The following is a 24756-nucleotide window of genomic DNA, read 5'->3' as shown; positions in this document are numbered from 1 at the left end:
GTATCGACGATGAGCACATACTCATCCGATGGCTCCGACGCATTACCCGCCGGGTCAGTGATGACCACTTCGAACACATGCTCGCCTTCGGCCAGCGGTGCTTCAGGGGTGAATGCCCACTTGCCGTCTTCACCGATCTGCACTTCGCCAATGATGTTGCCATTGTCGATGATGGTGACCTTGTCGCCTGGAGTACCCTCACCGCTCAGGGTCGGCCGGGTGTCGTCGGTGCTTTCGCCGCTTGCAATCGGGCCCTGCTCGCCGGTCACACCACCCACGCTCGGTTTTTCCGGAGCGATGGTGTCGATAATCACCACGAATTCATCCGATGGTTCGGACGCGTTGCCCGCCGGGTCCGTGATAACCACTTCGAACACGTGCTCGCCTTCGGCCAGCGGTGCTTCAGGGGTGAATGCCCACTTGCCATCTTCACCGATCTGCACTTCACCAATGATGTTGCCATTGTCGATGATGGTGACCTTGTCGCCTGGAGTACCCTCACCGCTCAGGGTCGGCTGGGTGTCGCCGGTGCTTTCGCCACTTGCAATCGGGCCCTGCTCGTCGGTCACGCCACCCACGCTCGGTTTTTCCGGAGCGATGGTGTCGATAATCACCACGAATTCATCCGATGGCTCGGACGCGTTGCCCGCCGGGTCCGTGATAACCACTTCGAACACGTGCTCGCCTTCGGCGAGCGGTGCTTCAGGGGTGAATGCCCACTTGCCGTCTTCACCGATCTGCACTTCGCCAATGATGTTGCCATTGTCGATGATGGTGACCTTGTCGCCTGGAGTACCCTCACCGCTCAGGGTCGGCTGGGTATCGTCGGTGCGTTCGCCGCTTGCAACCGGGCCCTGCTCGTCGCTGACACCACCCATGCTCGGTTTTTCCGGGGCGAAGCTGTCGACGATGACCACGTAACCATCCGAAGGCTCAGATTTGTTGCCGGCCTTGTCTTCGTTGACCAAGGTGAAGCTGTGCTCGCCTTCGGCCAGCGCTACGTCCGGGGTGAAGCTCCAGTTGCCATTCTCGTCCACCACTACGCTGACCACCAGATCACCGTTGTCGTAGATATGCACGGTGCTGCCTGGCTCACCTTTACCCGACAGGGTTGGAGTGTTGTCGTCGGTCGAACCACCATTGGTGATTGCACCCTGGATTGCACCGATATCGTCAATAATGGTGGCGAGGATCGGCTTGCTCGGCGGCAATACATCCGGATCAAGATCGCTCGCGGGCGGCACAATCGCCTCGTTGTTGCTCCCACCTCCGCCACCTCCACCGCTGCCGCCAAAAACAGCGCCGGCGCCCAACGCGCCCAAGGCACCGAGCCCAAGCCCGTACGTAGGAAGAATCCCGCCTGGCGACATCACCAAGCCAGCACCGAAACCTGTAAGTGCGTTAGAACCCAACGCTTGAGCAGAAGACACACCGTCAATCAGAAAGGCGACTTGGCTATTGTGATCGCCATCGACAGCAACATATTCGTAGTAGGTAGAGTCCTCGGACATTCCCACCAACTGACCTTCATGCTCAAAAAAATCTTCGATGATCAGTTCTGGCTCATCTGGATCTGTGCCCTCCAGCGCAACATGCAAGTTCTTGCCAACACGTTTTACCGTGACGTTCTCTGGAGCAAACCCATTCTCACCTTCCGCAAGAATATATTTGCCGTCCTTGATGGCCTTGATACGAACTGGCTTACCCTTGCTAACTTTCGACAAGTCCTGGGTTGACGTGATCGCATTACCGTCAACTACGGAAACACTGATATTCATTGCTTCCACACCTTTCACCTTTGCATGTTAATGGCGTCGACCCAATTCTTGTCGACGTATGAGTTGAGGCGTACGCCCTGTCCTGGGCGATCCTTGATGCAATAAAAATTATCGACATGCAGCCCGGGCACCAGATATAGGACCTGTCTCAAAAAACGCTCGGGACCTGGAGGTGAAAGAGTGCGAAATGACAGATGCCGCGCACCGATCGAGTAGGAGGCGGATTTACATCCGCCGTCCTCTCACACCACCGTACGTACGGATCCGTATAGGGCGGTTCAAGCTATGCGGCTAAGCCGGTTTATCGTATCCAGTACCGAGACCAACCCAAGTTGATCCCATAGCTTCTTCGGCAGCGCCTGATTCATATGAGATGCTCCCGAGCTCCACCATGGGCCTCGGCCATTGAAGGCTGATTTGCAGGCGCGAGCTTCGCTAAGCCCCAGGCGCATCAAGTTACGCGCCCTCGTTGAGGGCCGCTTCCATTGACGCCAGACGACGCAGCGAAGTTTGCGCCGCACCCAGCCGTCAATTTCCAAAAGTGGCCGTTTGCTCTGACTGAGCTTGAAGTAGCCTGCCCACCCGCGCAGCACAGGGTTTATCCGTTCGATGACATTCGCCATCTTGTGGCCCCGCGCCCCGCGCAGCAGGTCTCTTAACCGGTCGTGCAAGCGACCCAGACTCATCGTCGCCACTCTCAGCCTCGGTTGCTGATGCCAGCTCATCCCATAACCCAGATAGTCGCAGACCCAAGGCCGTGCTACGTGGCTCTTTTCCCGGCTCAGCGTCAGTTTCAGGCGCTGATTCAGGAAACGCTCAACACCGGTCATCACCCGCGTGCCAGCTCGCTGACTGCACACATAGATGTTCGCGTCGTCGGCATAACGCACGAAGCGATGGCCTCGCCGCTCCAGTTCGCGGTCGAGTTCGTTGAGCAGGATGTTCGACAGCAACGGCGAGAGCGGGCCGCCTTGCGGCGTCCCTTCCTGCCGTCGGCTGACGAGTCCGCCCGACATCGTTCCCGCTTCGAGGTAACGACGGATCAGCGTGAGCACACGCTTGTCTTCGATTTGACGCGCCACGTAGGCCATCAGGACATCGTGGTTGACCCGATCAAAGAACTTCTCGAGATCAAGTTCCACGCACCAGCGGTGACCCGCTGCCACGTGGCCGCGAGCGGTTTCGATGGCTTGGTGAGCGCTTCTACCCGGACGAAAGCCGTAGCTGTAGTCCGAGCACAGAGGATCGAAGATTGGCGTGAGCTGTTGCAGCAGTGCCTGTTGGATCAAGCGATCCACGACGCTGGGAATACCCAGTTGCCGTGTTCCGCCATTGGGTTTGGGGATGTCAACGGCGCGTACACCCTGCGGGTGATACTCGCCGGCCAGCAACCTCACCTTGAGGGTCGGCCAATACTGTTTCACGTAGTCCGCCAAGTCGTCGACCGTCATGCCATCGACACCCGGTGCGCCCTTGTTGCTGACCACACGTTGATACGCACACCTAAGGTTGGCCGGTGCAAGCACCCGCTCCATCAGCGTGTCCGGCTCCGCGTTCGTCCACGTCACAGACGCCGCCGATACCTGTGCGCGGTCAGCCGTCATCCTCGGATACTGTCCGGGACTCGGAGTAACAGTCTTCTCTTGGAGAAATTTCTGCATTTCGGTATTCAACGAGACTTTGACGCCTACTGGCGGCATAACTTGTTCGGCCCTTGGTGACGGGGTTATTCGCCACTTACTACGGCCTCGGCTGACTTCTGCACGCTCATCCCGTCGTCTCTCGACGCTCGGTAGCACTGTGGCAAACGTGCAGATCTCCCAGGGTAATTCGCGCGACCTTCCTGCTTATGCCTGTCGGATCTACGTCGCAGCGTCCCGTGCAAGTATTGGGCTTTAGGGAAACACGCCCCTTTACCCCGCTGCGCCGCCTCTATCCGCTTGCTGTTCGTCAGGCCAGCATTTTGCCTCGGGCTTCCTTCAGATTCGCGGTCACCCGCGACACCCTTGCCTCTGGCTAACACTTCCCCTTGCCGGGTGCGTAGAGGACTTTCACCTCCAAGTCACCAGCGAGGCCACCACAGCCAAGCTGGTTGCGCTTGCGCGCAACGCGCCATGTCTGGCGCACATAAAAAAAACCCTGGCACAGGGCCAGGGCAAAGAAACGAGGGCACGGGAACAATCACCCTCGGCAGGCGACTCAAAAAACGTATGCGACACTAGATCACGAATAACCAGGCATGAAATCGGGCCTTGAAAACGACAGGAAATTCAGCACTGCACAACAGTTGACTCTCAAGCTTACCAGCGGACCGAATGCCCCTTATCGAAAAGCCAGGTGACCAGTTCAACGCTACTCATGGGACGTGCGAAGTAATATCCCTGACCAATCTCACAACCCATAGCCCTGAGACAGTTCAGTTGCTCCTCGGTCTCTATACCCTTGGCCACTACCGACATATCAAGATCGCGAGCAAGCTTGAGGGCACTGTTGATTACAGTTCTATAGCGGTTTTCCTGCACCATGTTACGAGTCAAACCGGCGTCCAGCTTGATCTCACTGAAAGGCATATGACACAAACGTCCCGGAGAGGAAAACGCCACCCCAAAATCTTCGACGGACAACCCGCAGCCCATCATCCTAAAGCGAACCATATTTTCGAGACTGGCGGCCGACGCTGCGATCAACGAGCTCTCCGTCATCTCGAAGGTCAGACCATGAGCTGACAGTTCGTGACGCTGCAAACCAAGTCGAATAGTGCTCGCAAGCTCAGGATCAAGCATCTGAGAGGCATTGAGATTAAATGCCAAGTGAAAATGACGCCCGCGGGACTGGACCAACTTCTGTGTAGCCAAACCCTGATCCAGCAATTCAGCGAACATGGCATCGAGTAGACCGCAGCGCTCAATCACCGGCAAAAAAACACTGGGCGCCAGCACACTACCGCCATCACGCACCCACCGCACAAACACCTCAGCTCCGACACTCTCTCCCGTCTGCAACTGCACTTTCGGCTGGAATCTGGCCCGAAACTCCTGACGCTCGAACCCCATCTTCACTTCAGCCTCGGACGGTTGAGCCAAATGCAATGGCGAATGCCGGATGGATACCCCTGACAACGCAAGGTACTTGTCGAGGATGCGCTTGAGCGGCCGGAACCTGATCGGCTTTTCGATACTGCCCAGCAACTGGAGACCCTGCAGAACAAGAATGCGCTCGACCACTCTACGAAGGCCTGACTCCAGGTCACTGACGATAACGACAGCACGAACCAACCCAGCCTCTCCCGCCTTGCGAAGAAACATAAGCCCGTCCATACCAATCATGCGCAGATCGCAGAGCGCGACATCCACCGCCCCATGCCGATGCAGCAACGATAAAGCCTCGCCCCCATCGGCCGCCCGCAACACGTGGCAGAATCCGATTCGCTGTAGAGCCCTGACCGCAAGCTCACATTGAAAGGCATGATCCTCCAGCACTAGAAAACGCAGTTCAGACATACACAATGCCTCTCTCGCCCCTAAATGTCCCCGGAACCACCTTACTCAGCGCTCACCAACACTAAGCCAACGCATGAGCGCACCCGCGCTGGCGTATTGGCGAATGATTGCCGCGTACCCGTCGAAGCGATTGGTAACTTCACTGACCTGGTTGTTGTAGTGATCACTTTCAGAGATCAAAACATCCAACAAGGTCCGCCGCCCCAGGTGATACCACTGATCATAAAAAGCCTCGCGGACCTTGTTGGATTCCTGTGAAAGCCCGCGATAGAGCTCAGCCCGCTCGATGAGTGTCCGTGCATCGTGATTCGCAGTACGGATACGGTATTCAAGGTCCAAAAGCTGTTGCTCAGTCCCCTGCCGGGTAGCCTCGGCACGCTGGCGCGCCGCGCGCTCGGCTGCACGACTGGACCCGCCCTTGAACGCACTCCAGGACATGCTCAGGTTGGTCTGCCAAGCGGGCTCGCGCCCAAACGCATCCTCACCCGTAGATTTACCGACGACCCAATTCAATTGAGGCAAGGACGCCGAACGCACCACCTCCGCTTGCAGATCAGCGGACTTCGCCTCAGCCTCGGATTGCTTGACCACTGGATGGCTTACCGCTTCAGCCAGCAACCAGTCGAGTTCAGGCAAGTGCAACTGCCAGTAGGAAGAGCCTGGAACGGGCGGCAATGGCCTTTCACCGATCATCTTGCGCAAATTGATCTCGATATCGCGCACTTTTGACTCTGCCGTGCTACGTGTTGCCTCCGCCTGCAACAACCGGGCACGCGCCTGGGTCAGCTCGCTGACCCGCCCCGTATCGACTGCAACGATCCCCTGCAACATCTTTACCAACTCAGCCATCCGATCAACGTATTTCTGGCTGATGGTGACTACGATGCGCTGCTTGCCAAGTTCGACCAAATTCGATGTCACATCGAATGCCGACGCCTCCAGTTCAGCCTCAAGAGCAGATCCAGCTGCACCTGCCAGGTAAGAACGGCTTTCAATGGTCTTGCGTATACGCCCCCAGTCGAACAAGGGTGTAACAACGTCAACACTGAACGATTGCCCATTGGAGCTCCCACCGCTTCCGGAGCCGAACTCAACCGACTTACTGCGCGTACCAATATCAACCTGCGGCAGACGCTGCCCTTTTGCCTCATCGATATCGGCTTGAGCTGCGGATTGCTCAGCCAATGCACGCTTTACTGTAGGACTGCGCTCAGCTGCAGCCTCCACTGCGCGCAAGAATACCCCTCGCAACTCTTCCTCTGAATGTGTCATCACTTGACCTGAGGGATTTACCGCTCCACGCCCATACTCCAGCGCCGATACCGAATACACAGCCTTCCTGGATGCCTCAGATACGTTTGGCACCTTGTTCGCGGACGGCTGGGTAATCCGTTCGGAGCTCGACCCTGATGCTGCGAGCGTTTGGCGCGAGCTCACAGCGCCTGGGTTAACCCTCTCAAATTGCAGCAAGCCTTCTTCTGCAAAAACCTTTGAGCTAAACAGTCCCAAAAAAGCAAAGGCAATCGTCGGAAAGATACAAAACGGCCTCCCGGCCGCAACGCCTTCATTAAGCGTACTGTTTCGCTGGAAATAACTCATACATGACCTCTAAACCTCTTCCCGCTAGGAAGAAGTGGAACTTGGCATAGCACAGTGAAAGCAAAACCGGTTCAGCCTGGACACCAGGCAACCGTGTGCGGGATGGCCTCGGTTGCGCACTTGGCCCCGAAGCCCTGTTGAGCCATTTTGTGGCGCCACCCCCTTTCACTGAACAAGACTTGTCCCAAAAGCCCGGTCTGTAACTTGCGCGCCCCCTACCCATGCGCATGCGCAATGTTTTAGGACAACTCTTGTTCTCCCGCCCCGCTTCGATCTTCAAAATTTCACCAATACATTTATGAAGTCGGCCAGGTGGCACGCCACCAGACTTCTAGCCAGCCCCAAGCGACGGGGAACCTCAGAGGAAACAGTCATGAAGGCTGCAACTACACTCAAGCCTGGCGATGAAGCCATCGCGCTCGCCAAGGAACAAACCAGCGTCGATGACACGCTATTGCAAAGCGTTTCCTGGATTTGCAACCACTATGGCCTGGGTAAAAGCCCTGAAGCACTCGTTGCCGGTCTGCCACGCGGTGGCGTGCTTACGCCATCACTTGCGCTAAGCGCATTGGAAAACGTTGGAATGACCGGTGGCTTGATCAAGAGGAATTCGCGAAACCTGCCCTTGCAGGTGATGCCAATGATCCTGCTGCGTAAAGGCATGGCCGGCTGCATCCTGCTCTCCCGGAATCAGGAGAAGGACTCTGACGGCAAGCCACAGTCGGTTTATTCCGTCATTCTCCCTGAGGTTTCCGATGAGCCAGTCAAGCTCACGCAACAGGAGATGGATGAGCTTTACGCTGGCTACGCAATTCTCGTCAAACCGCGCGCCAAGCCTGACAATCGGGCAGGCGAAACCTTGCCTGCACCCACGGGGCACTGGCTTTTCAGCACCCTTTGGCGCTACCGCCGTTATTACCGCAGCGCAGCTATTGCTGCGATCCTGGCCAACGTCCTCGCACTCGCCAGCATCTTCTTCACCATGAACGTGTATGACCGCGTTGTCCCCAACCAGGCCTTCGTCACCTTATGGTCGCTCGGTATAGGTGTAGCCGTAGCAATGGTCTTCGAGGCGCTGATTCGCTTCGTCCGCGCTCACCTGCTAGATGTAGCGGCGAAGAAGGCGGATCTGGTGCTTGGTTCAATGCTGTTTCGCCAGGCGCTATCGGTACAGATGGAACATAAGCCGGCCTCATCGGGCAGCTTTGCAAACCAGTTGCGCGAGTTTGAATCAGTACGCGACTTCGCGACCTCTGCAACCCTGGCAACCATTTCCGACCTGCCATTTGTGCTCATGTTTCTTGGTGTCATCTTCGTCATTGGCGGGCCGCTCGGGTGGATCACCCTTCTCGTGCTGCCACTGATCTTGATCATCTCCATCTGCATTCAATGGCCACTGGCTCGCACCATGCAGGAGAACCTGCGCGAGTCCTCTCTCAAGCAAGGCGTTCTTGTTGAGTCTGTAGAAGGTCTGGAAGTACTCAAGGCAACTGATGGACAGGCGCATATGCAACGCCGCTGGCAGCACTTCAGTGCTTTGCAAGCAAGCTCTTCGATGAAATCGCGCCGGCTATCGAGCGCTGCCACGGGTGCGGTTGCCTTCCTGCAACAGCTGCAGACCGTAGCCCTGGTTATCGCTGGTGTTTACCTCATCAGCTCAGGTGACCTGACCATGGGCGCATTGATCGCGACCGTTATGCTTGCAGGCCGCACTACCGCTCCATTGGGTCAAGTGATGGGTCTAGCCGTTCGCTTTCAGCAAGCTAAGGCCGCCCTTACCTCGCTGAACAGGCTCATGGCACTGCCGGTTGATCGCGATGCCCAGCAGGACTACCTGCCAAACCCATCTTTAAGCGGGCAATTATCCCTCAAGAGCATTGGATTCTCTTACCCGGCTCCACCCACGCAGCCAAACCCGCCGGTGCTGGAAGATATCAACCTGTCCATCTCCCCCGGTGAACGTGTGGCGATTCTGGGCCGTATCGGGAGTGGAAAGTCGACCCTGCTACGCGTCATGTCACGCCTGTATCAACCCGTGAAAGGCCAGATGTTCAGCGATGGCCTGGATGTCAACCAGATCGATCCCGCAGACTGGCGCAAGGTCGTGGGCTACGTGACGCAGGATGCGCGCCTGTTCTACGGCACCTTGCGCGAAAACATCATGATTGGCAGACCCGAAGCCAGCGCCGAAGAATTGCTGCGTGTATTGCGACTGACTGGCCTAGACCATATAGCAGCCGCACACCCGCGCGGCATCAACCTACCCATCGGCGAAATGGGTGATGGGGTTTCCGGCGGTCAACGCCAACTGATCTCCCTGGCACGCACGCTGTTGGCACGCCCAAAATTATTGCTCATGGACGAGCCGACCAGCTCAATGGATACCCAGACAGAATCGGTATTCCTGGAGCATCTGAAGCGCTCTACTGAAGGCCAGACGCTCATAGTGGTCACCCATCGCCCGTCAGTTCTGAGCTTGGTACAGCGAATTATCGTGGTCGATGGCGGAAAAATTGTTGCCGACGGACCCAAAGACACCATTTTGGCCGCCCTCTCCGGGAACCCTGGCTCCAAGCAAGAGAAACCTGCCACAACCGCAGACAAACGCCCGATTCCGATTCACACGCCTGACTTGGCAGTCGTGCAGGCAACCCAACAATCGCCACAGGAGGCCCAGTGATGTTTGGCTGGATGAACAAAGATCGTCGTAACGCAGAGATATCCTCTTCGGACGCCGCATTCATGAACGACGTACAGGAATCGCTACTGGCCCAGACAACCCCTGGTTCACGACTGGTCCTCTATATGATTTTTCTAGTACTCGTCGTGGGACTGACTTGGGCATATTTCGCCCCGGTGGAGGAAATTACCCAAGGTGAGGCAAAGGTCATCTCCAAAAGCCGCGAGCAAGTCATCCAAAGCCTTGAAGGTGGCATTCTTGCGGAACTGTCGGTACGTGAAGGCGATGTCGTGGAAGCTGGACAGGTGCTCTTGAAGATCGATCCAACGCGCGCCAAGGCCAGCTATCGCGAAGCCTTGAGCAAAGTTATCGCACTTAAGGCCGCAATCACGAGGCTGCGTGCCGAAGCGTATCAACAGCCCCTGGAGTTCGATGAGCAAGTGCGCCAGGACCCGGCAGTGGTCGAACAGGAGATTAAGGCCTATAACGCTCGCAAGAACGCGCTAGCAGAAAGTGTCGCCGCCCTGGAACGCAGCTATTCACTTTCTGCCAAAGAGATCAGCTTTTCTGAGCCTCTGGCTGCAAAGGGCTTGCTTTCAGAAGTGGAACTACTGCGAATGCGCCGACAGGCTAACGACATCAAGTCGCAAATTGTCGAGCGCTATAACCGATACAAGTCTGATGCAAACTCCGAGCTTGCCAAACTTGAAATGGAGCTATCGCAGACGAGCGAGAACCTGGTGGGCCGCGCCGACGTGGTCGAGCGCACCACGATAATTGCCCCCGTACGAGGTACAGTAAAAAATGTGCGGGTAAGCACGATAGGTGGGGTGATCCAACCAGGGGAGCACATACTCGAGATCGTGCCGCTGGAAGATCAACTTTTGGTCGAGGGGAAGATTCGCCCTTCCGACGTTGCATTTTTGCACCCCGGACTTCCGGCCACCGTAAAGATCACCGCTTATGACTACGCAATCTACGGCGGCCTCACCGGCAAAGTGGAGCACATCAGTCCTGACACCCTGAAAGACGATCAGAAAGCCGCTGCTGGCCGACCGGACGATACCTATTATCGAGTGCAAATCTTGACCGACAAAAGCGTATTGCAAGCAGGAGGCAAAGATCTTCCAATCATTCCAGGCATGGTCGCTTCGGTGGAAATCCGTACAGGTGAAAAAACCATCCTCGACTATCTGCTCAAGCCTGTCTTCAAAGCACGCGAAGCATTTCGCGAACGTTAATCAAGCAAAAAAATCGGCGCCTGTACCCGGATCGGGTACAGGCGCCTTTTGTTTTCCTGCGGAGAATAAAAAGCATGCAACATCTGGTACCCGTCAATATCCTTCGCCAACGCTGGTGCGCCGCAATTTTTTTCACCAGCAGCCTCATCTTGTTCAGCGCCCTGTCCATGGATTTGATTTTGGACAATCTATTGACAGGATTTATGGCCAGCGCCGCAGCACTTTGGAGCCTTGGCGAAGGAATGTGCTATTCGAATCAGTTAAAGATTCAGCCAGTTCCTTACTGGGTCGGGGGACTTGAGCCAACATCTAACTTTCGCGAGCGCAGCCGGAGGTCAATCGTGCTGCTCTCTCTTTCGGGAGCCTTCGTACTTGCCGGCTGCATTCGCCTGGCGCTGGTGATTACACGAACTTCTACTCCAGACCTGAGTGCTTGCCCGGTATAATCTGAAACAACCCGTGAAGTAATTTTAGCCTCCAACAGCAGGCGGACGGGTCAAATTTTCGTCCGCCGCCCTCCCCTCCCCCGAACATGCGGTTCCGCAGACGACCGATCAGGTTATACGGCTAAGCCGGATTATCCTATACAGCAAGGAGATTAGCCCAAGGTGGTTCCACAGCTTCTTCGGCATCGCATGATTCATACGACGCGCACCGACACTTTACAGGGGCGTTGACCGTTGAAGGAGGATTTGCAGGCTAGTGCTTCGTCGAGCCCCAGAGGTATCAAGTTGCGCGCCCTCGACGTAGGCACCTTCCATTGGCACCAGGTCACGCAGAGAAGTTAATGCCGCAATCGATTTTTCCGGCGCACACTTGTTACTAACTACAGGTTGATACGCACGCTTAAGATTGACGGATATCGACTACCTTACCCCGCCGCCACACAACCCGACGTTTCCTGTGCCTCAATTAATTTGCATCTAAAGCAATGACAACGCGGCACGGGCAGTCGATAGGTTCTACAGAACAATGGTGCACTGGTATCGGAAGAGCTCACATCGGAACGAGCACATTGTCGCTGCAGGTAAAAATCTGACATTAGCAAAATCTCAACAACAAGAGAACCTACCCATTTTCAAAACAGGAAGTTTCGGCCTTCAATTAAATTAGAAAAAAAGAATTGAAAAAACAGGAGCAGTGGGGCACTGCCAGGGATACTAAAACCGAACTTATGTACAGGAGTATCAAATCCGCAGGATATGCGCACATGTAGACCGCCCCTTGTCCATACAAGAATACTCGGCCACCCCTGGAAATGCTCGATCTCGATTTGGAGAGGCAAGAAGAAACAATCACTGCAGCAATGACATTTCGAATACGCGATTGAAATGTGCTTGTGGCAATTCTCCTGGAAGGGGATACCACTCCTGAGAAGGTACATGACCACGCGCATATAGCGACTCTTCCAATAGCAACTGCAAAGCATCCGGCGTTTTCCACGCCCAAAGCTCCGCAAGCTTGAGCATGTCACCAATCCAACGCCGTGGCGATTGTTTGGTTGAAAGTGCGGAATATGCCTCGAGATGCTCCGCGAGAAAAAACCGATGAATCCTGTTAACAAGTACGGATTTTTCAGTTGTACCAACATCAAATATCAGCACAGCGGTCGTCATATTGTTATTGTCATGAGCCGAGCCTTTCACCTGAGCAAACGGCACCGAGAGCAGTTCCTCCGCTGAAATAGCGCGAGCAGAATCAATAACAACCATCGCAATAATAAGCACAATAAGCTGCCAAGGGTAAAGTGAGTAAAATTTCATAACACCTTCCTGAAAACAGAGTTCTTCTGAATTGAATAGAACTGGTCGCAACCAAGCCGCCTATGACATTAACCAGTTATATCAGCGTTGAATAAGATGGAATCAAACGCACCAATTAGGCTTCATGCATCCGCATCCACTTCCTCGAAGGCAGACCCAATGACATGCACGTTTGCGCCGCGTTGTGCGAGGAACCGCACTATCCGCCCCTCAAGGGACTTACGATCAAAAGACCCCGGCCACAGGTTGTGATCAACGAGATGAACAACCGCCATGCAGCTAAGATCAACGGCTTGCGCGAGATCTTCCTGTGCTGCATTAAGGTCGACCAACACTTCTTTCAGCTTAAGCATAACCAACTCCCTAAACGGTAGAATCCATACTGAACGGTATAACCGCGACTATTGAAAATTAGACAACAATATTCATACAATCCCGGTGAAAGGCTTTGCTGAAATTGGCCCGACTCAAGAATAGCCACGCATCAGTTATCGATACAATCCATTCACCCTGCGAGCAGCGAGATAGCTGTTATCCCAGTATTTGTTAGATAGCGAATCTACACGGATCATTTTGCTCTTCCGTGGTGAGTTAATGAATCTACCAGAACCAAGATACAACCCTACATGCTGAACCCTTCCCCCGCCATTGCGATTGAAAAATACCAGATCTCCAGGTCTCAGGTTCTGCCTTTTCAAAGCGCCACCTACGCCCATCAAGGAGCGAGTTGTACGGGGCAGATGGATGTCTGCCGAGTGTCTGAACAGGTAAACCACGAATCCACTGCAATCAAAACCATCTCGGACTTATATACCTCCAAATTGATACGGAGTGCCAACTAACTGATTGGCCCGATCCAACATCTTTTTGACTTGGAGATTAGGTTTGTACCTGTCCGAAGCGCTGACTCCGCTGGGAAGAATGGACACTAAAAAAATGACAACAAACATCTTGAAAATACTAAAGACACGAAACATGTTAACAACCACAAAGATGAAAGGCGTTACAAAAACACAATATTAGAGACATACAACATTCAACCAAACAAAGCAGACCCTCATTTGGCCGACATTACACCTGTTTAACAGACGAAAAAAAATCCCGACCTCACTACTGGAGGTCGGGACCAGACCGGAACTCTATCATCTCTAGAGAACAGCAAATCTTATCGGCAGCGTGTTAAAACAAAAAAACAACCACACCCCTACAAGTTACTTTATATCCGAGTCTGTAACCGGTTCGAAAGCAGCATTGCTTTCGGGAGATTCAGATAGTGATATGCTCCCCCAGGAATAACGTACGTCAGTTGATTCTCCAAAGCATTTATCAACCTCGAATAGGTAGCCACTATTGCTGCCCACCCAGATAGAAAACATAGGATTCATCTCAAATCCGAGTGATAACCGGTCGCTCACGAAGCCTGAGAGAGATGAATGCGAGCCTGCCTTCATGCAGCCCACACTTCACTCAACCGCGACTTTTCTTTGGGGATATCATTGTCGCACGCTCAGCAAGCGTCATCGCACTCATAAATCTGTCACACAGCACTATCACATCAACACCATCACGCCTATGGACAGCCATGCTTTCGAAAGGCAGAGACGAGCAATCCCTATCAAATTTAACGCAAGCAATGCAACGCCTCCGGTGCGGATAGAAACTAGCCAACTTTAATACCCTCAAAATAATATTGACCTCGCACCTAGTGCGATGATTTCTTTGCCCCCAGCACTGCAAGTACCCGCGTTCTAAAGCACGCATAAAATTTGGGCCTTTTTTTCAATAAAGAATACTACCGAGCCAGGCATAAATTTAATGACCCACGCTCCCGCGCACGGGCCTTGCAATCTAACTAGAAGATGGCAGCTAGACACAGAATAGATAGCTGATCGTGCCGCTGACATAAGATTATTCTCAAAGTCAGCCTGATAGAAAACTAGTGACCTCTGCTGCAGTTGACTACGCCCAGGACACTCACAGAGCGGGTAGCTCTATGTTTGCAAGTTCAGCGAACTGAAGCGCAATAGTCGCCTTGACGTGGACGCTAAAAAGCTGTTTTCAAACAGGCAAACCTACTCCTCCCAATGCACTCAGTGAAACGCTGCAGGAAATTGTCAGCGCAACCACTGCTGATGCGAAGACAGGTGGCAATCTTGCGCGCGGACAGGCCGGCATCGAACTTGAGGCGCAGCACCTCTCGGATTTTATGCATGGATATACGCTCCACGATGACCCTCTTGATTCGAGAAAAGAGGGAGTGTCCAAGTCAGCGTGGAATTGCTGTCCAAGTGAGCGTGGAATCCCCAGTTCAAAGCCCTGCCAACGGTGAGTAACGCCGATGACCACTAGGCGCTGCTGCCCCCGGAATCTAAAAATCTGATTCGTTGAAGAACACTTCCACAGCGGACAACCGGAAAAGACGCCTTCAATCGAGCGCTTAACAAGTGTTCTATCCCAAACAACTTCTACTTTAGTGGCCTGTAGAGGGCGCTGCGCAGGCCTCCACTTGCGGCATCAGACGGATATCGACACGGCGGTTGGCCGCTCGTCCTGACGCGCTGTCATTGCCGGCAATCGGTTGCCTGCCTGCCACGCCCTGGATGGCAAAACAATTGTCGGGAATGTCGCCCATGCGCTGCATCCAACTGCGCACTGCCGAAGCGCGCGCGTATGAAAGTTGCAGGTTCTGTTCAATGTCGCCCGTGCTGTCGGTGTGTCCAACGATCACGATAAGCCAGCCGGGTTGGGCCTTGATGTTGACCAGGGCGTTGACCAGCACTTTGGTCGAGCCGGGCTTGAGCTCGGCACTGCCAGCATCGAACAGCGACAGGCTGTCCAGGCGTACCGGGGCGGGCACGGCCTGTTTCGGTTGGTCATTTTGATGTGCCATCTGACTCCACCACCAAAACCCGCACGTAAGGGCGATTGTGGCGCACAGCGCAAACAGCCACAGGGCGATACGGCGCTTGCGGGTCTTCGAGGCCGCAGGCGGCACTTCAGGAATCGGGTGGGCTGGCAGGACCACCACCGGCATCACGAAGGCCGGTTCCGGAACCCTCAATATCGGCACCATTTCACCCGAACAGACATTTCGCTCCAAGCGTTGCATCAGACCACTCACCTGATGACGCAGCGCCTGCAACGAGACCAGAGGCACTTGTCCCTGACGATCCAGCTGAGTGGCTAACCGCTCCAGCTCACTGTCCAGGCACTCCAGAGCGGGCAGCGTCTGCGTTGTGATTTCCAGCCTGCGCAGCAACGGCTGTAATTGAGCGAACAGCCAGGCCAGCATGTCCAGGCGCACCGACGCCATTGGCGGCCACACGGTTGGCCATTCGCTGCACAGCGCCTCGATCAGCGTCACCCCTTGCACCATGCCCTCCAGGCCGTGGCGTTGGCTTCGGGCCAAGACAAAAGAGGCGGCGGTTTGCAGCTCCGCGCCATTCTTGTGGAACAACGTCAGGCACAACTGCTCGACCTTGGCCCAGTCAATGTCCGGCCACGCCGGATGGCCCAACTTGGCCAACTCGTCACGTAACGCGGTAAATTCGCCGTAGCCGCGCGGATCACCGCCAACTCGGATACGCATTTCAAATAACGCCGTCATCCAGTTTGTCTTCCGTCACAGGTTTACAGCTTCGACAGGTAGTTCTGTCGCTTCAGGTGGCGCACCAAAACTTTCCCCTCGGGCGCCACGGTCGTGCCGAAGGTCACACGCTCTCCTTCCTTCAATTGCGCGTCCAGGACGTATTCCAGATAACCCGGCTGGGTCTGCGGCAGCAGTTCGATGTTTACCGCCGCAAGCCGCGGCTCGTACTTGAGCAAGGTGTTAACCAGCGTCCCCATCAGCCCATGTGCTGCGGCGGGGAGTCCTTGCAGGATCAGGCCCATGTCCGGTAAACCGTAATCCGGCAGGTGACTGAGCGCCCCTGCCCGGCTGTTGAGTATGCGTCGCAGGTTGTCCAGCACCGACAAGGTATGCTGGTCCTCTTCCAGGACGCGATACAGATCCAATTCGCCGTCGAAATTTTGCAAAAGCATTTCGTAAAGTGAAGGATTCAGCTCGCTCACGGGTTACTCCTCCGCCAACGGTTGCAGGATCAACCGGTTGTTAGCCAGTTCAATCACCCTCGCCCGGCTCGGGTCCAGGTCATCGCGGGTCAACGTCAGGCGCCAGGTGTTCATCTGGGTATCGGGGGTGCGAAACAACGCCACCACGGTCACGAACTGCGCGTCATTATTCAGGGGCACGTCCAGTTGTGCGCCCTCCGCGGGTTTGACTACCAACGCTCGTTGGTCCAGCAGGTCGGCGCGCAGAAGGTTGTCGGCATCGCTCAGCATGCTGTCGTAGGTGGCCTTGTCCACGGCTTTGTTGTCACGCAACTGATATAGACGCACCACAGTGGGTACCGACAAGCTACTCATATCCGACACGTCGGTGTTCATCGCTGCCCGACCGGTAAAGTCCAGGTGCAGGGTTTTCACTTGCTTGTAAAAAATAGTCTTGGCCGTCGTCGTGGTGGCGTCGGTCACGGTCTGGGTCAACCCGCACCCGCCCAGCAGCGCGGCGAACACCGCCACCTTCAATTGATTAAAAACGGTACGCGACATGCTGCGCCTCTCTGGACTGGGGATTGCTGTGCAGGCCTTGGTATCGGCCCAGATTGATGGTGATGGTGTCATGTTCATTGACTTGCCAGGCTTCGCTACCCAGACCCAGGACGCCGGTCATGCCCAGCAACACGGGCGCGCCGCCCAACACCGGTTTGGGCAGGCTGTGGATCGGCAGCGACAGTTGCAATTTCGCGGTGCAACGCCAGCCCAGGTACACCCGCAGCAGAACCAATAGATCGTTGTGCAGTTGACTGCCCGGCAACCAGCCACGCGCCTCAATCAGGTCCTCGGTGAACAGCGCCAGGTGTAACTGGCTGTTGGCATCAAAGCCGACGCGGCCCAGCGGCGTGCCCTGGGACAAGCTCACCGGATGAGTGGTGGACAGGCTGGCCGGCTGCGCCAGGGGCACTTTCTGTGGCCAGTGCGGTGTCACCCGGGTTTTGGTATTAGGGGCCAGCAGTTTGACCAGTGCGCTGATGCCTTCAGCGTTGCGGGTGGGCAGGCGCATTACGCTGAGCAGTGCCAAAAAACGCGATATCGGCGTGGCGATCTGCTTGGCCGTGCCAGGAATGCCCAGACCGATCAGCCCCAGCAGGCATTGCGAGGTCGCGTCCTTGCCGCCCGCTTCGAACGTCGCCGGGTAGGAGTACTTGCGCCAGATGCGATAGAACTGAGTGAATATCCGGTGGTTAAAAATATCGAGGAACGCTTCCAGGGCCTCATGGCCTTCGCGACGCTGGGCGATGTCGTCGAGGAACGTTGTCGGCATCGGCGAGTCGACGCCGTACAGGCCCAGCAGGCGCGTGCGTACCGTCGCCGGACGCTCGGGATGGTCCGCGTCGGTTTCAATGGCCTTCAGTTCCCCCGCCGGAAACCCCATGCCGGGGTCGGGCCGAAAGCGCACCGGGTCATCCGTCGGGTGCGCGGTGCTTCCTAAGGGCGGGTGATCGGGCAACGCCTGTTCCAGCAACTGACAGAACCGGTACAGGTTGGCCTCGGCGACCCGCCCATCCAACACTTGGAGTAAACCAGCGGCTTTCAGCCGGGAATACGCTGACTGTGGTTCTCGTTCCATCGCAGACACTTTCCAGTAGGTTGCAAGATCAGCGTGAGCTGGTTAAACAAATGAATGTCGGCATACAGGCCGAAGAAGCGATGGAGCATCTCGCCAAACAGACTGATGTCGCCCTCCCCTGAAAAGCCATTGGCATCCAGAGTGACTTCGATATCCACCCCGCGCAGCAGGAAGCCTTTTTCAAAGCGCTGAACCAGGTGATGGCGAACCTCGACAATCGCCTCCAGGCGACGGCGGTTCAGTTCGCTGCCGGTCCAGTCGTACAACGCCAAGGTGCCGCGCAACACTTCGGCGCTGTCGAGCATCGGCAAGAAGTTCGAGCCCAGATGGCTGAGCACCCGCCAATGAAAACGATCACGGTTTGGCGGGTAGCATGGCAAGCTGGGTGCACACAGGTTACGGACCCGCAGGCCGGCCTGGGTGGATTGCACAAGGGTGTCGAGCAAGGTGCTTTGCAACGCCTTGCGCGGTAACAACCCATGGGTCCCGGTCAAGCGCAATGACAGAATTTCACTGTCGCGCAGCCGATCCTTCTCGAAGCCGTCACCGCCCAGGATCAGCCAGGTGTCATGCAAGCCCTTGGCAGAACGCTTCAAACGAGTATGAAAATAACGCTCAGGAGCATCGCCGCGTAGCATGCCGCCCTTGTGGCGGAAGCTGGTGAAGGACACATAGTCCTGGCGCACGGCGTTCTTTGACGAGGTGACCTGGTCAACCGAATAGATTTCGGTGTGACCATCCTGAACCCGCATGGGCCGCAGCAGGTAGTCGGTTTGCAACGGGGCCAGTGTCAGCGGGTCGGCTTCCAGCGGGAACAGGTTGATCACGGGCACGGCATGCAGGCGAATGTGTTCGCTGCTCACACTGAACTCGTGTGGCCATGCTTCACGCAGCACTACATCCAGCTCGAACCAGGGCGTACCTGCGCAGAGACTCAGATGTTCCAGACCAAAGAGAGTCACGAACATGAATTTTTCGCGAAAGGTGAAGTACTCCAACAGCAACTGATAACCGCTGAACGCACTGTCGCCTTTGGGCCACAGGCGATCTTCATCAGCGAAGCCCTTGGGCGCGAAATGGCCGTCCAGCGCGTGGCGCTCTTGCTCCCCCGGCAGGCGCACATACAACGCTTGGGTGTTCAGGGTCAGCGCTTGGTGCAAGGCACTGGCCAGCGGCGCGTCGGCATTCAGATACAGCGGCAGGCGGCTCAAGTCGATCTGGCTCCAGTCCGTCAACGCTCCGCAGGCAAAGCGCAGGCGCAGCAGCGAGCGGCCGTCTGGCTCATAGGCCAGTCGTACCGACTCCAGGGCCAGCGGTTGCAGCGTCAGGTCCTGGGTGGTGGTGTAACGGCAGCGTGTACGTTGCGGGCCGATGGGTTGCGACAGCACCTCGAAGCCTTTTCCGATGGCCTCACTGAGCTTCATCTGCGCAAGCTCGGGCACCAATTCTATGACCGACAGTGAGGGAATGGTGCGTAAATAATGGGGCCACAGCAGGCTCACCAGCCCTTCGGTCAACTCCGGCAAGTCATCGTCGAGCTTCTCCCGCAGACGCCCCATCAAGAAAGCAAAGCCCTCGAACAGGCGCTCCACATACGGGTCTTGCGCACCCGGTTTGTCCAGGTTGAGTTGGGCCGCCCGGTCCGGGAACGCTTCGGCGAATTCCTTGCCGGCTTCGCGCAGGTAACGCATTTCGGCGTCGAAGTAGCGCAGGGTTAAATTATCCATGCTCACAGATAGATTCCTGATGAAAGAGGGTTAGCCGCAGAGCACAGCAGCACGTACCGGATCAATCGCCACCAACGACGCCAGCAGCGCCTCGGTGCGCCGGGCCAGGGTGGGTTTGTCGGCGTCGTTGCGTTGCGCTTTCAGGCGCAGCAACTTGAGCAGGCGGGCCTTGACCTCGAAATTCAGCTCTGGCTCCCATACCGCCAGACCGTGCTGCTGCGCGGTGGCGTCCAGCTCTCCCAGCAAGTGCATGGCCAAGTCGCTCTTGCCATATTGCTCGGCTACTCGCGCCATCAGCAGGCGCAGCAGCCAGCGATGGCGCCCGGTGTGTACGCCAGGCCGGGCCGCCAGCCAGGCGAGAGCCACTTCCACGCCATCGCTGTCGGCTTGGACCAGGGCTTCGCCTTCAAGGGATAGGATTTCAGCATCTGCCGTGGTCAGTACCGCCTTCGGTGCCGGCAGCCATTGCTGTGGGCGATTGCCACTGACATGCTGGGTGATCCAGTCGCGGGTCGTCTCATCGGCGAACGAAGTGCCGTCGTTCCACTGCAACAGTTCCAGGCCTGGCAAGCGTTCGAGGAACATACCCAGGTCACGTTTGACGATGTCGGCCCAGCTGTCTTGTGGTGCAGGTTGTTTGCTCAAGGCCTGACACAGGTACCACTGCAAATCCAGCCAAAAATGATTCACTCCTTCGGCGTACATCCGCTCGACTTGATCTAGCAATTCAGCCCAGCTCTGTTGCAAGTAAAGCCGTTTGAGTTGCGCCCGATAATCACCACGCGGTGGCGCCAGGCGCGTATTGCCGCTGGCCTCCTCGGGTGGAGCTTGGTGCACCGTGTCCCAACGCAAACTTTTCATCAATCGATGGGCCGCCAACCAGCCTTGGGGCTGCTCGCGCAAATAACCCGCGAGCGCTCTGCCGTTGTCCAGCAGGTCGCGCCCGGATTTGATGGCCGTGGCGGGCGGCGCCGCCGTCTGCATGTTCGACTCGTGACTGGCGCTGTGCTGCGGCACCAGCGCATCCACCCCGCCGGACTGCGTCAACCGCGCGGACAACGCGCCGTACAGTGCTCCCAGGGCAGGAAGCTGATCTTGCGGCCAGGTTTCAAGCCCGCGCTCCAGCCAGGCCAGCGCCGCCACCGTGCGCTCGGCCTCACTGCGCACCACTTCGGGGTACAGCGACAGACTGTCCAGCACCTTGCTGCTGGACAGCCATTCCAAGGCCATCTTGCGGCTATTGGGCCGCGCAGGCAGCACTTCGGTGGCGTAACGTTCCACCAACGCGGCCAACAAGGTCAGTCCGTCTGCCAGCCCGGCCTCACCGTCCTTCTGTAAACGCGCCCACAGATAGTAGGTGGCCACCCGCAAGTCCTTACAGGTGTGAATCAGTAGCTTTTCTGCCAGTTGAACCACCCGCTCGGCATCCGCCCCGGACAGCTTATTGACCTCCTCGCGCATGCGCTGAAAATCGTCGTCATAACCCGGGTCTTCACCCACGGGCGAGTCTGCACTGATGGGCTGCAGCCACGATTGCCAGCGCTCGGCCTGGCTACGTGCCAGGACCAGGGGGTCGCGTTCGCCCAGGCAATGGGTGATCAAGGTGCGCAGGCTCATTCAAAGCTCCCGTTCTGCGCATAGGGCACTTCTGCTGCGCCCTCGCTGAGGAAGATCTGCTGCGGCAAGGTGAAGTTACGCAGCTTGAGCAATGCCAACGGCCCTGCGCCCAGTTCGGTGCGCAGGTTCCAGGTGAGGTTCAGGCCATCGGGGGCCTTGAGGACCATGCGGTAGCGGCTGTCGCCATCGTCCAAGGGGGTGACACGGGCTTTTTCCAGCAAGCGAATCAGGCCCCAGGTGCCCTGGTAGTCACCGAACAGACGCTCGCCGGTATGGATGCTGGTCCAGCTCAGGCTCGCGCCCGGATGGTCACTGCGGCCCGGCCAGTTGAAACGCTGCCAGATTTCGCGCTGGTTGAAGTACTGATGCTGCTCACCATTGAGCACAAAGGTGGTTTGCACCACATCGCGCACCGCTTTGCCTTGCAGCTCGAAGCTCAGGCCCATGCCGCCGTCGGTGTAAATCACGTCGGCCAGATGGCTGAGCTGATTAATCGCCGTCAGAAACTGCGGATTGATGCGCAACCCCTGGCTATGCCGAGGATCGGCCACCCAGCGGCTGCCTTCCTTGCGCAGCACACCGCTCAACTGGCGCTGTAAAAACTGCTCGATGCGCCCGGAGTCGGCGCGAATCATCTGCCCCAGCATGGGCAACGAAGCATCGCTGGCAGTTTCTGCAAATGGATAGCGGCCGGCGAACGCACGTTGCCAGTCCGTGACCACCGCCCGCTGCCACTGATGATTGAGGCCTGCGGCTGAAGGTTGCAGCACCCGTTGCCAGGCTTGCTGCAGCGGCTGCACGAATAGTGTCTGGCCGACACCTCCCCATTCCGCGCCCAGGCTGGCGGCAATTATGCTGCCGTAGGCCTGGGTGTCCGTCAGGTCGACACTCTTACCCTGAAACACCGCCTGCGCCAGCGCCTGGGTCATTTCCTGCGGATCCGGTGCATTACTCACCTGCTGCAGTTTCAAACGCACACGCGTGACCCGAGTGAGGAATCCGCTCAGGCTCAACCGGTCGCTATCGGCCTTTGCCTCTGGGTCTTTGCCAAGCAGTGTCAGCAGCGGGCCAAAAGTGGCTTCCAGCGGGCTGCGCGGCGTCTGAGTCTGCTCGATCACCGGCACTTTGTCCTGGTCGATCAATTTTTGGGCGGACTTGATCAGCGAGTCGGCTAGCGCCCGGTTGCGGGTGCCGGCCTGCCCCTGATAGGCCAGGGTATTCATCATGGCAATCAGCGGCGACTGACGGGCATCGGTCATGAGGGTCAACTGGTCGATCACATCGGACAGGCTATCGACCTGATGCCAGCGCAGGCTGTTGAGAAAATCCAGCCAGGCGTTGGCATAGTCCTGAAAGTAGCGTTCGGTGAGGCGCTCCTTGAGTACATCCGGGGTCAACTCGGCATCGATGTCGGTCTGGTTGTCGCTAAGCACCCAGTCGATTTCCTCGCGGCGCGCCTCGGCGATGTCGTCAATTGCCCGACGTACCTGACCTTCCCAAGCCTGGCGGGTGAATACTCCCGGCACGCTGGCTTCGGTGTAGAACAACGCCAGGGCGTCGGTTTCACCGACCATGTTTTGCACCCCCAGGTCAGGGTATTGGTTAGCGGCCAGATCGAGGACTTGCTGGTACAGGCTGGTTTCAGCATTGCGTTGGCCCAACTGACCGAGCAGCACTTGCCTGGTCAGTGCTACCAGCGTCGGATCAGATTTGATGGCCCACTCCGGATGCGTCGAAAGATGCTCTGCATAGAATTGCCACAGCGTTGGCGACAGGCCTTGCCAGAGCCCCGACGATACCCCGGCGCGCGACGGCTCGGCGTTGGTCAAGGCTTTGGTGAGAAAGGCCGCATTGGCTTTTTGTGGACGCGCCAGCATCAGATAAGCCTTCAATTGCTCGTAGGCACTCTTAGCCTGCTCGGCCCGTTGCTCGCTACCCGGTGGCAGGCTGATCAAGGCGTTGAGCAGGCGCTGTAAATTGGCCGCCGCTGGGTCACGTATCAAGCGGTTGTTGGCTTCGACATAACGCGGCCACATCACCTCGAGCAAGTCCGGGTTCTGGTTCAGACCGAAGCGCTGATACCAGGGCACACCGTGCTCGGCGCGATAATCCAGTCGTGCGAGTTCGCGCACCAGATCATTGAGCGCACTCAGTTGCGCATCGCCGGTACCCGGTTGTTCCAAGGCCGCCAACGAGGTCTGCACCTGATCAATCTGCACCCGGTTGCTGACAAACGACAGCAACAAACCCACTCCCCACAGCGTCGCCAGTCCCAGCACCAAAACATAGGCGACGCGCGGAACGCTCCAGCCCAGTCGACGGCCGCGGGCTTCATCGTCGAGCACGCCACGCCACACCGGGGCGGCCGGCCAAACATGTTTAGCATCACGCTGAGCACCCCGGATCGGCAGGCTGAACCACACCCCGCGCAACGGCACGCCACGGGCAAACTCTCCGGCCAGAGGCGCGAGCGTGTGACGCCAACGAGCAATGCCCTCGCCCTGCAAATCCCGCGACAGGCGCAGCAGGAAGTCATGACTCAATTCACCGCTCATTTGCGCCAGACCCTCGCGGCGCAGCGGCTCCAGCAAACTATTCAAACTGCCTTGCAGCGCTTGCGCATCAAAGCGTGCCGGCAACCTGCACCCCACTGGCCGTGCTTGGCGGGTGTCCTGAGACCATTCGCTGTCGCAGACCTGCCATAGGTGCAGCGGCAACTGCCAGTGCAGACCTCGGGCCAGGCGTTGCAATTGGAGTACGCCGGCGCTTATCGCAGCATCATCGGCAGCCTGGGTTTTGTTTAAAGCCCAGACCACGCCATCCAATGCACGCCAGCGGCTTAGGTCACGCCATTGCGCAGGGAATGACTGGTCCAGAGTTGACTGGGCACTGCCGCCCCACAACAGCACTGTGCCCTGCCCTTCCAGCCAGTGCTGCTCGGCCAGGGTCGGGGCGATAGCGTCGATTTGAGCAGGTTCGCCGACAACTAGTAGCAGACGGACTTTGCGGCGCCAGAAGAGGCCGTAGCGTTCGCGCAGGTGCGTTTTAATCAAGGCGACCATTTGCACGTAAGTGTCTATCGAGTTTCCGTGCACCACCTCTGGAACATCATCTGTTTCCCGACGACTGTAAGACGAGCGTCCCAACTGACGCCCCAACAAA

The 24756-nt window shown here is 56.9% G+C and carries 17 protein-coding genes and 1 pseudogene; 4 read left to right on the top strand and 14 right to left on the bottom strand.

The features are described 5' to 3' along the window. Positions 1 to 1244: Ig-like domain-containing protein (locus AC07YV_RS17755; RefSeq protein ID WP_494990333.1), on the bottom strand; the 1244-nt coding region annotated here is incomplete at its 3' end. A 207-nt stretch (positions 1245 to 1451) separates the two neighbouring features. On the opposite strand from AC07YV_RS17755, the gene AC07YV_RS17750 reads away from it, so the two are divergent. Beyond that, positions 1452 to 1736: a hypothetical protein gene (locus tag AC07YV_RS17750; RefSeq protein ID WP_158248465.1), complete on the top strand. Its 285-nt coding sequence runs from the start codon at positions 1452 to 1454 to the stop codon at positions 1734 to 1736. A gap of 320 nt (positions 1737 to 2056) precedes the next feature. On the opposite strand, the gene ltrA is transcribed toward AC07YV_RS17750, so the two are convergent. The 3 genes from ltrA to AC07YV_RS17735 all read right to left on the bottom strand — a co-directional run bounded on the left by ltrA (position 2057) and on the right by AC07YV_RS17735 (position 6877). Further along, positions 2057 to 3478 carry a group II intron reverse transcriptase/maturase gene (ltrA, locus tag AC07YV_RS17745; protein ID WP_102702313.1) on the bottom strand — a complete coding sequence of 474 codons (1422 nt, stop codon included), beginning with the start codon at positions 3476 to 3478 and terminating at the stop codon, positions 2057 to 2059. A 600-nt stretch (positions 3479 to 4078) separates the two neighbouring features. After that, entirely contained in the window at positions 4079 to 5278 is a 1200-nt protein-coding gene (locus AC07YV_RS17740) for an EAL domain-containing response regulator (protein WP_102702314.1), read from the bottom strand. A 45-nt stretch (positions 5279 to 5323) separates the two neighbouring features. Next, positions 5324 to 6877, bottom strand: coding sequence for a TolC family protein (locus AC07YV_RS17735; RefSeq protein WP_102702315.1), 1554 nt, complete (start codon positions 6875 to 6877; stop codon positions 5324 to 5326). Positions 6878 to 7250: 373 nt separating this feature from the next. Between AC07YV_RS17735 and AC07YV_RS17730 the strand changes: the two genes are divergently transcribed. The 3 genes from AC07YV_RS17730 (at position 7251) to AC07YV_RS17720 (ending at position 11244) form a co-directional block, all read left to right on the top strand. After that, the gene (locus tag AC07YV_RS17730) at positions 7251 to 9557 is read left to right on the top strand and encodes a type I secretion system permease/ATPase (protein ID WP_102702316.1); all 2307 of its coding nucleotides are present in this window, start codon (positions 7251 to 7253) and stop codon (positions 9555 to 9557) included. Further along, complete coding sequence (locus tag AC07YV_RS17725) at positions 9557 to 10798, top strand: HlyD family type I secretion periplasmic adaptor subunit (RefSeq protein ID WP_494990332.1); 1242 nt, start codon at positions 9557 to 9559, stop codon at positions 10796 to 10798. Before AC07YV_RS17730 ends, AC07YV_RS17725 begins: the two co-directional genes overlap by 1 nt. A gap of 74 nt (positions 10799 to 10872) precedes the next feature. After that, the gene (locus tag AC07YV_RS17720; RefSeq protein WP_146025420.1) at positions 10873 to 11244 is read left to right on the top strand and encodes a hypothetical protein; all 372 of its coding nucleotides are present in this window, start codon (positions 10873 to 10875) and stop codon (positions 11242 to 11244) included. A gap of 849 nt (positions 11245 to 12093) precedes the next feature. Here AC07YV_RS17720 and AC07YV_RS17715 read toward each other — a convergent pair. From AC07YV_RS17715 to AC07YV_RS17670, 10 genes and pseudogenes are all read right to left on the bottom strand, one after another. Further along, entirely contained in the window at positions 12094 to 12561 is a 468-nt protein-coding gene (locus AC07YV_RS17715; RefSeq protein WP_102702317.1) for a hypothetical protein, read from the bottom strand. Between the two features lie 122 nt (positions 12562 to 12683). Continuing rightward, positions 12684 to 12914, bottom strand: a complete 231-nt coding sequence (locus AC07YV_RS17710; RefSeq protein WP_102702318.1) for a hypothetical protein — start codon at positions 12912 to 12914, stop codon at positions 12684 to 12686. A gap of 135 nt (positions 12915 to 13049) precedes the next feature. Beyond that, a pseudogene (locus AC07YV_RS17705) lies at positions 13050 to 13349 on the bottom strand (C40 family peptidase); the annotation flags it as partial. A 1682-nt stretch (positions 13350 to 15031) separates the two neighbouring features. After that, a complete protein-coding gene (locus AC07YV_RS17700) occupies positions 15032 to 16150 on the bottom strand; it encodes an OmpA family protein (RefSeq protein WP_494990331.1) in 1119 nt (372 codons plus the stop codon). A gap of 41 nt (positions 16151 to 16191) precedes the next feature. Continuing rightward, entirely contained in the window at positions 16192 to 16632 is a 441-nt protein-coding gene (tssE, locus tag AC07YV_RS17695) for a type VI secretion system baseplate subunit TssE (RefSeq protein ID WP_102702320.1), read from the bottom strand. A gap of 3 nt (positions 16633 to 16635) precedes the next feature. Continuing rightward, positions 16636 to 17172: a type VI secretion system lipoprotein TssJ gene (gene tssJ / locus AC07YV_RS17690; protein ID WP_102702321.1), complete on the bottom strand. Its 537-nt coding sequence runs from the start codon at positions 17170 to 17172 to the stop codon at positions 16636 to 16638. Beyond that, positions 17153 to 18250 (bottom strand): type VI secretion system baseplate subunit TssG, encoded by a 1098-nt coding sequence (tssG, locus tag AC07YV_RS17685; protein WP_102702322.1) that lies wholly within the window; start codon positions 18248 to 18250, stop codon positions 17153 to 17155. The genes tssJ and tssG overlap by 20 nt, the downstream gene beginning before the upstream one ends. Further along, positions 18214 to 19983: a type VI secretion system baseplate subunit TssF gene (tssF, locus tag AC07YV_RS17680; protein WP_102702323.1), complete on the bottom strand. Its 1770-nt coding sequence runs from the start codon at positions 19981 to 19983 to the stop codon at positions 18214 to 18216. The genes tssG and tssF overlap by 37 nt, the downstream gene beginning before the upstream one ends. Before the next feature lie 24 nt (positions 19984 to 20007). Beyond that, the gene (gene tssA / locus AC07YV_RS17675) at positions 20008 to 21594 is read right to left on the bottom strand and encodes a type VI secretion system protein TssA (protein WP_102702324.1); all 1587 of its coding nucleotides are present in this window, start codon (positions 21592 to 21594) and stop codon (positions 20008 to 20010) included. After that, the gene (locus AC07YV_RS17670; protein ID WP_494990334.1) at positions 21591 to 24656 is read right to left on the bottom strand and encodes an ImcF-related family protein; all 3066 of its coding nucleotides are present in this window, start codon (positions 24654 to 24656) and stop codon (positions 21591 to 21593) included. Before AC07YV_RS17670 ends, tssA begins: the two co-directional genes overlap by 4 nt. Positions 24657 to 24756 lie beyond the last annotated feature (100 nt).

The organism is Pseudomonas sp. GW456-E7 (genome assembly GCF_059424105.1).
This window is presented reverse-complemented; position numbering and strand designations above follow the sequence as displayed.

Excerpts from the sequence above, each read along its gene's own strand:
- ltrA (WP_102702313.1), bottom strand. The coding sequence starts at position 3,478 with ATGCCGCCAGTAGGCGTCAAAGTCTCGTTGAATACCGAAATGCAGAAA.
- AC07YV_RS17740 (WP_102702314.1), bottom strand. The coding sequence starts at position 5,278 with ATGTCTGAACTGCGTTTTCTAGTGCTGGAGGATCATGCCTTTCAATGT.
- AC07YV_RS17735 (WP_102702315.1), bottom strand. The coding sequence starts at position 6,877 with ATGAGTTATTTCCAGCGAAACAGTACGCTTAATGAAGGCGTTGCGGCC.
- AC07YV_RS17730 (WP_102702316.1), top strand. The coding sequence starts at position 7,251 with ATGAAGGCTGCAACTACACTCAAGCCTGGCGATGAAGCCATCGCGCTC.
- AC07YV_RS17725 (WP_494990332.1), top strand. The coding sequence starts at position 9,557 with ATGTTTGGCTGGATGAACAAAGATCGTCGTAACGCAGAGATATCCTCT.
- AC07YV_RS17720 (WP_146025420.1), top strand. The coding sequence starts at position 10,873 with ATGCAACATCTGGTACCCGTCAATATCCTTCGCCAACGCTGGTGCGCC.
- AC07YV_RS17715 (WP_102702317.1), bottom strand. The coding sequence starts at position 12,561 with ATGAAATTTTACTCACTTTACCCTTGGCAGCTTATTGTGCTTATTATT.
- AC07YV_RS17710 (WP_102702318.1), bottom strand. The coding sequence starts at position 12,914 with ATGCTTAAGCTGAAAGAAGTGTTGGTCGACCTTAATGCAGCACAGGAA.
- AC07YV_RS17700 (WP_494990331.1), bottom strand. The coding sequence starts at position 16,150 with ATGCGTATCCGAGTTGGCGGTGATCCGCGCGGCTACGGCGAATTTACC.
- tssJ (WP_102702321.1), bottom strand. The coding sequence starts at position 17,172 with ATGTCGCGTACCGTTTTTAATCAATTGAAGGTGGCGGTGTTCGCCGCG.
- tssG (WP_102702322.1), bottom strand. The coding sequence starts at position 18,250 with ATGGAACGAGAACCACAGTCAGCGTATTCCCGGCTGAAAGCCGCTGGT.
- tssA (WP_102702324.1), bottom strand. The coding sequence starts at position 21,594 with ATGAGCCTGCGCACCTTGATCACCCATTGCCTGGGCGAACGCGACCCC.
- AC07YV_RS17670 (WP_494990334.1), bottom strand. The coding sequence starts at position 24,656 with ATGGTCGCCTTGATTAAAACGCACCTGCGCGAACGCTACGGCCTCTTC.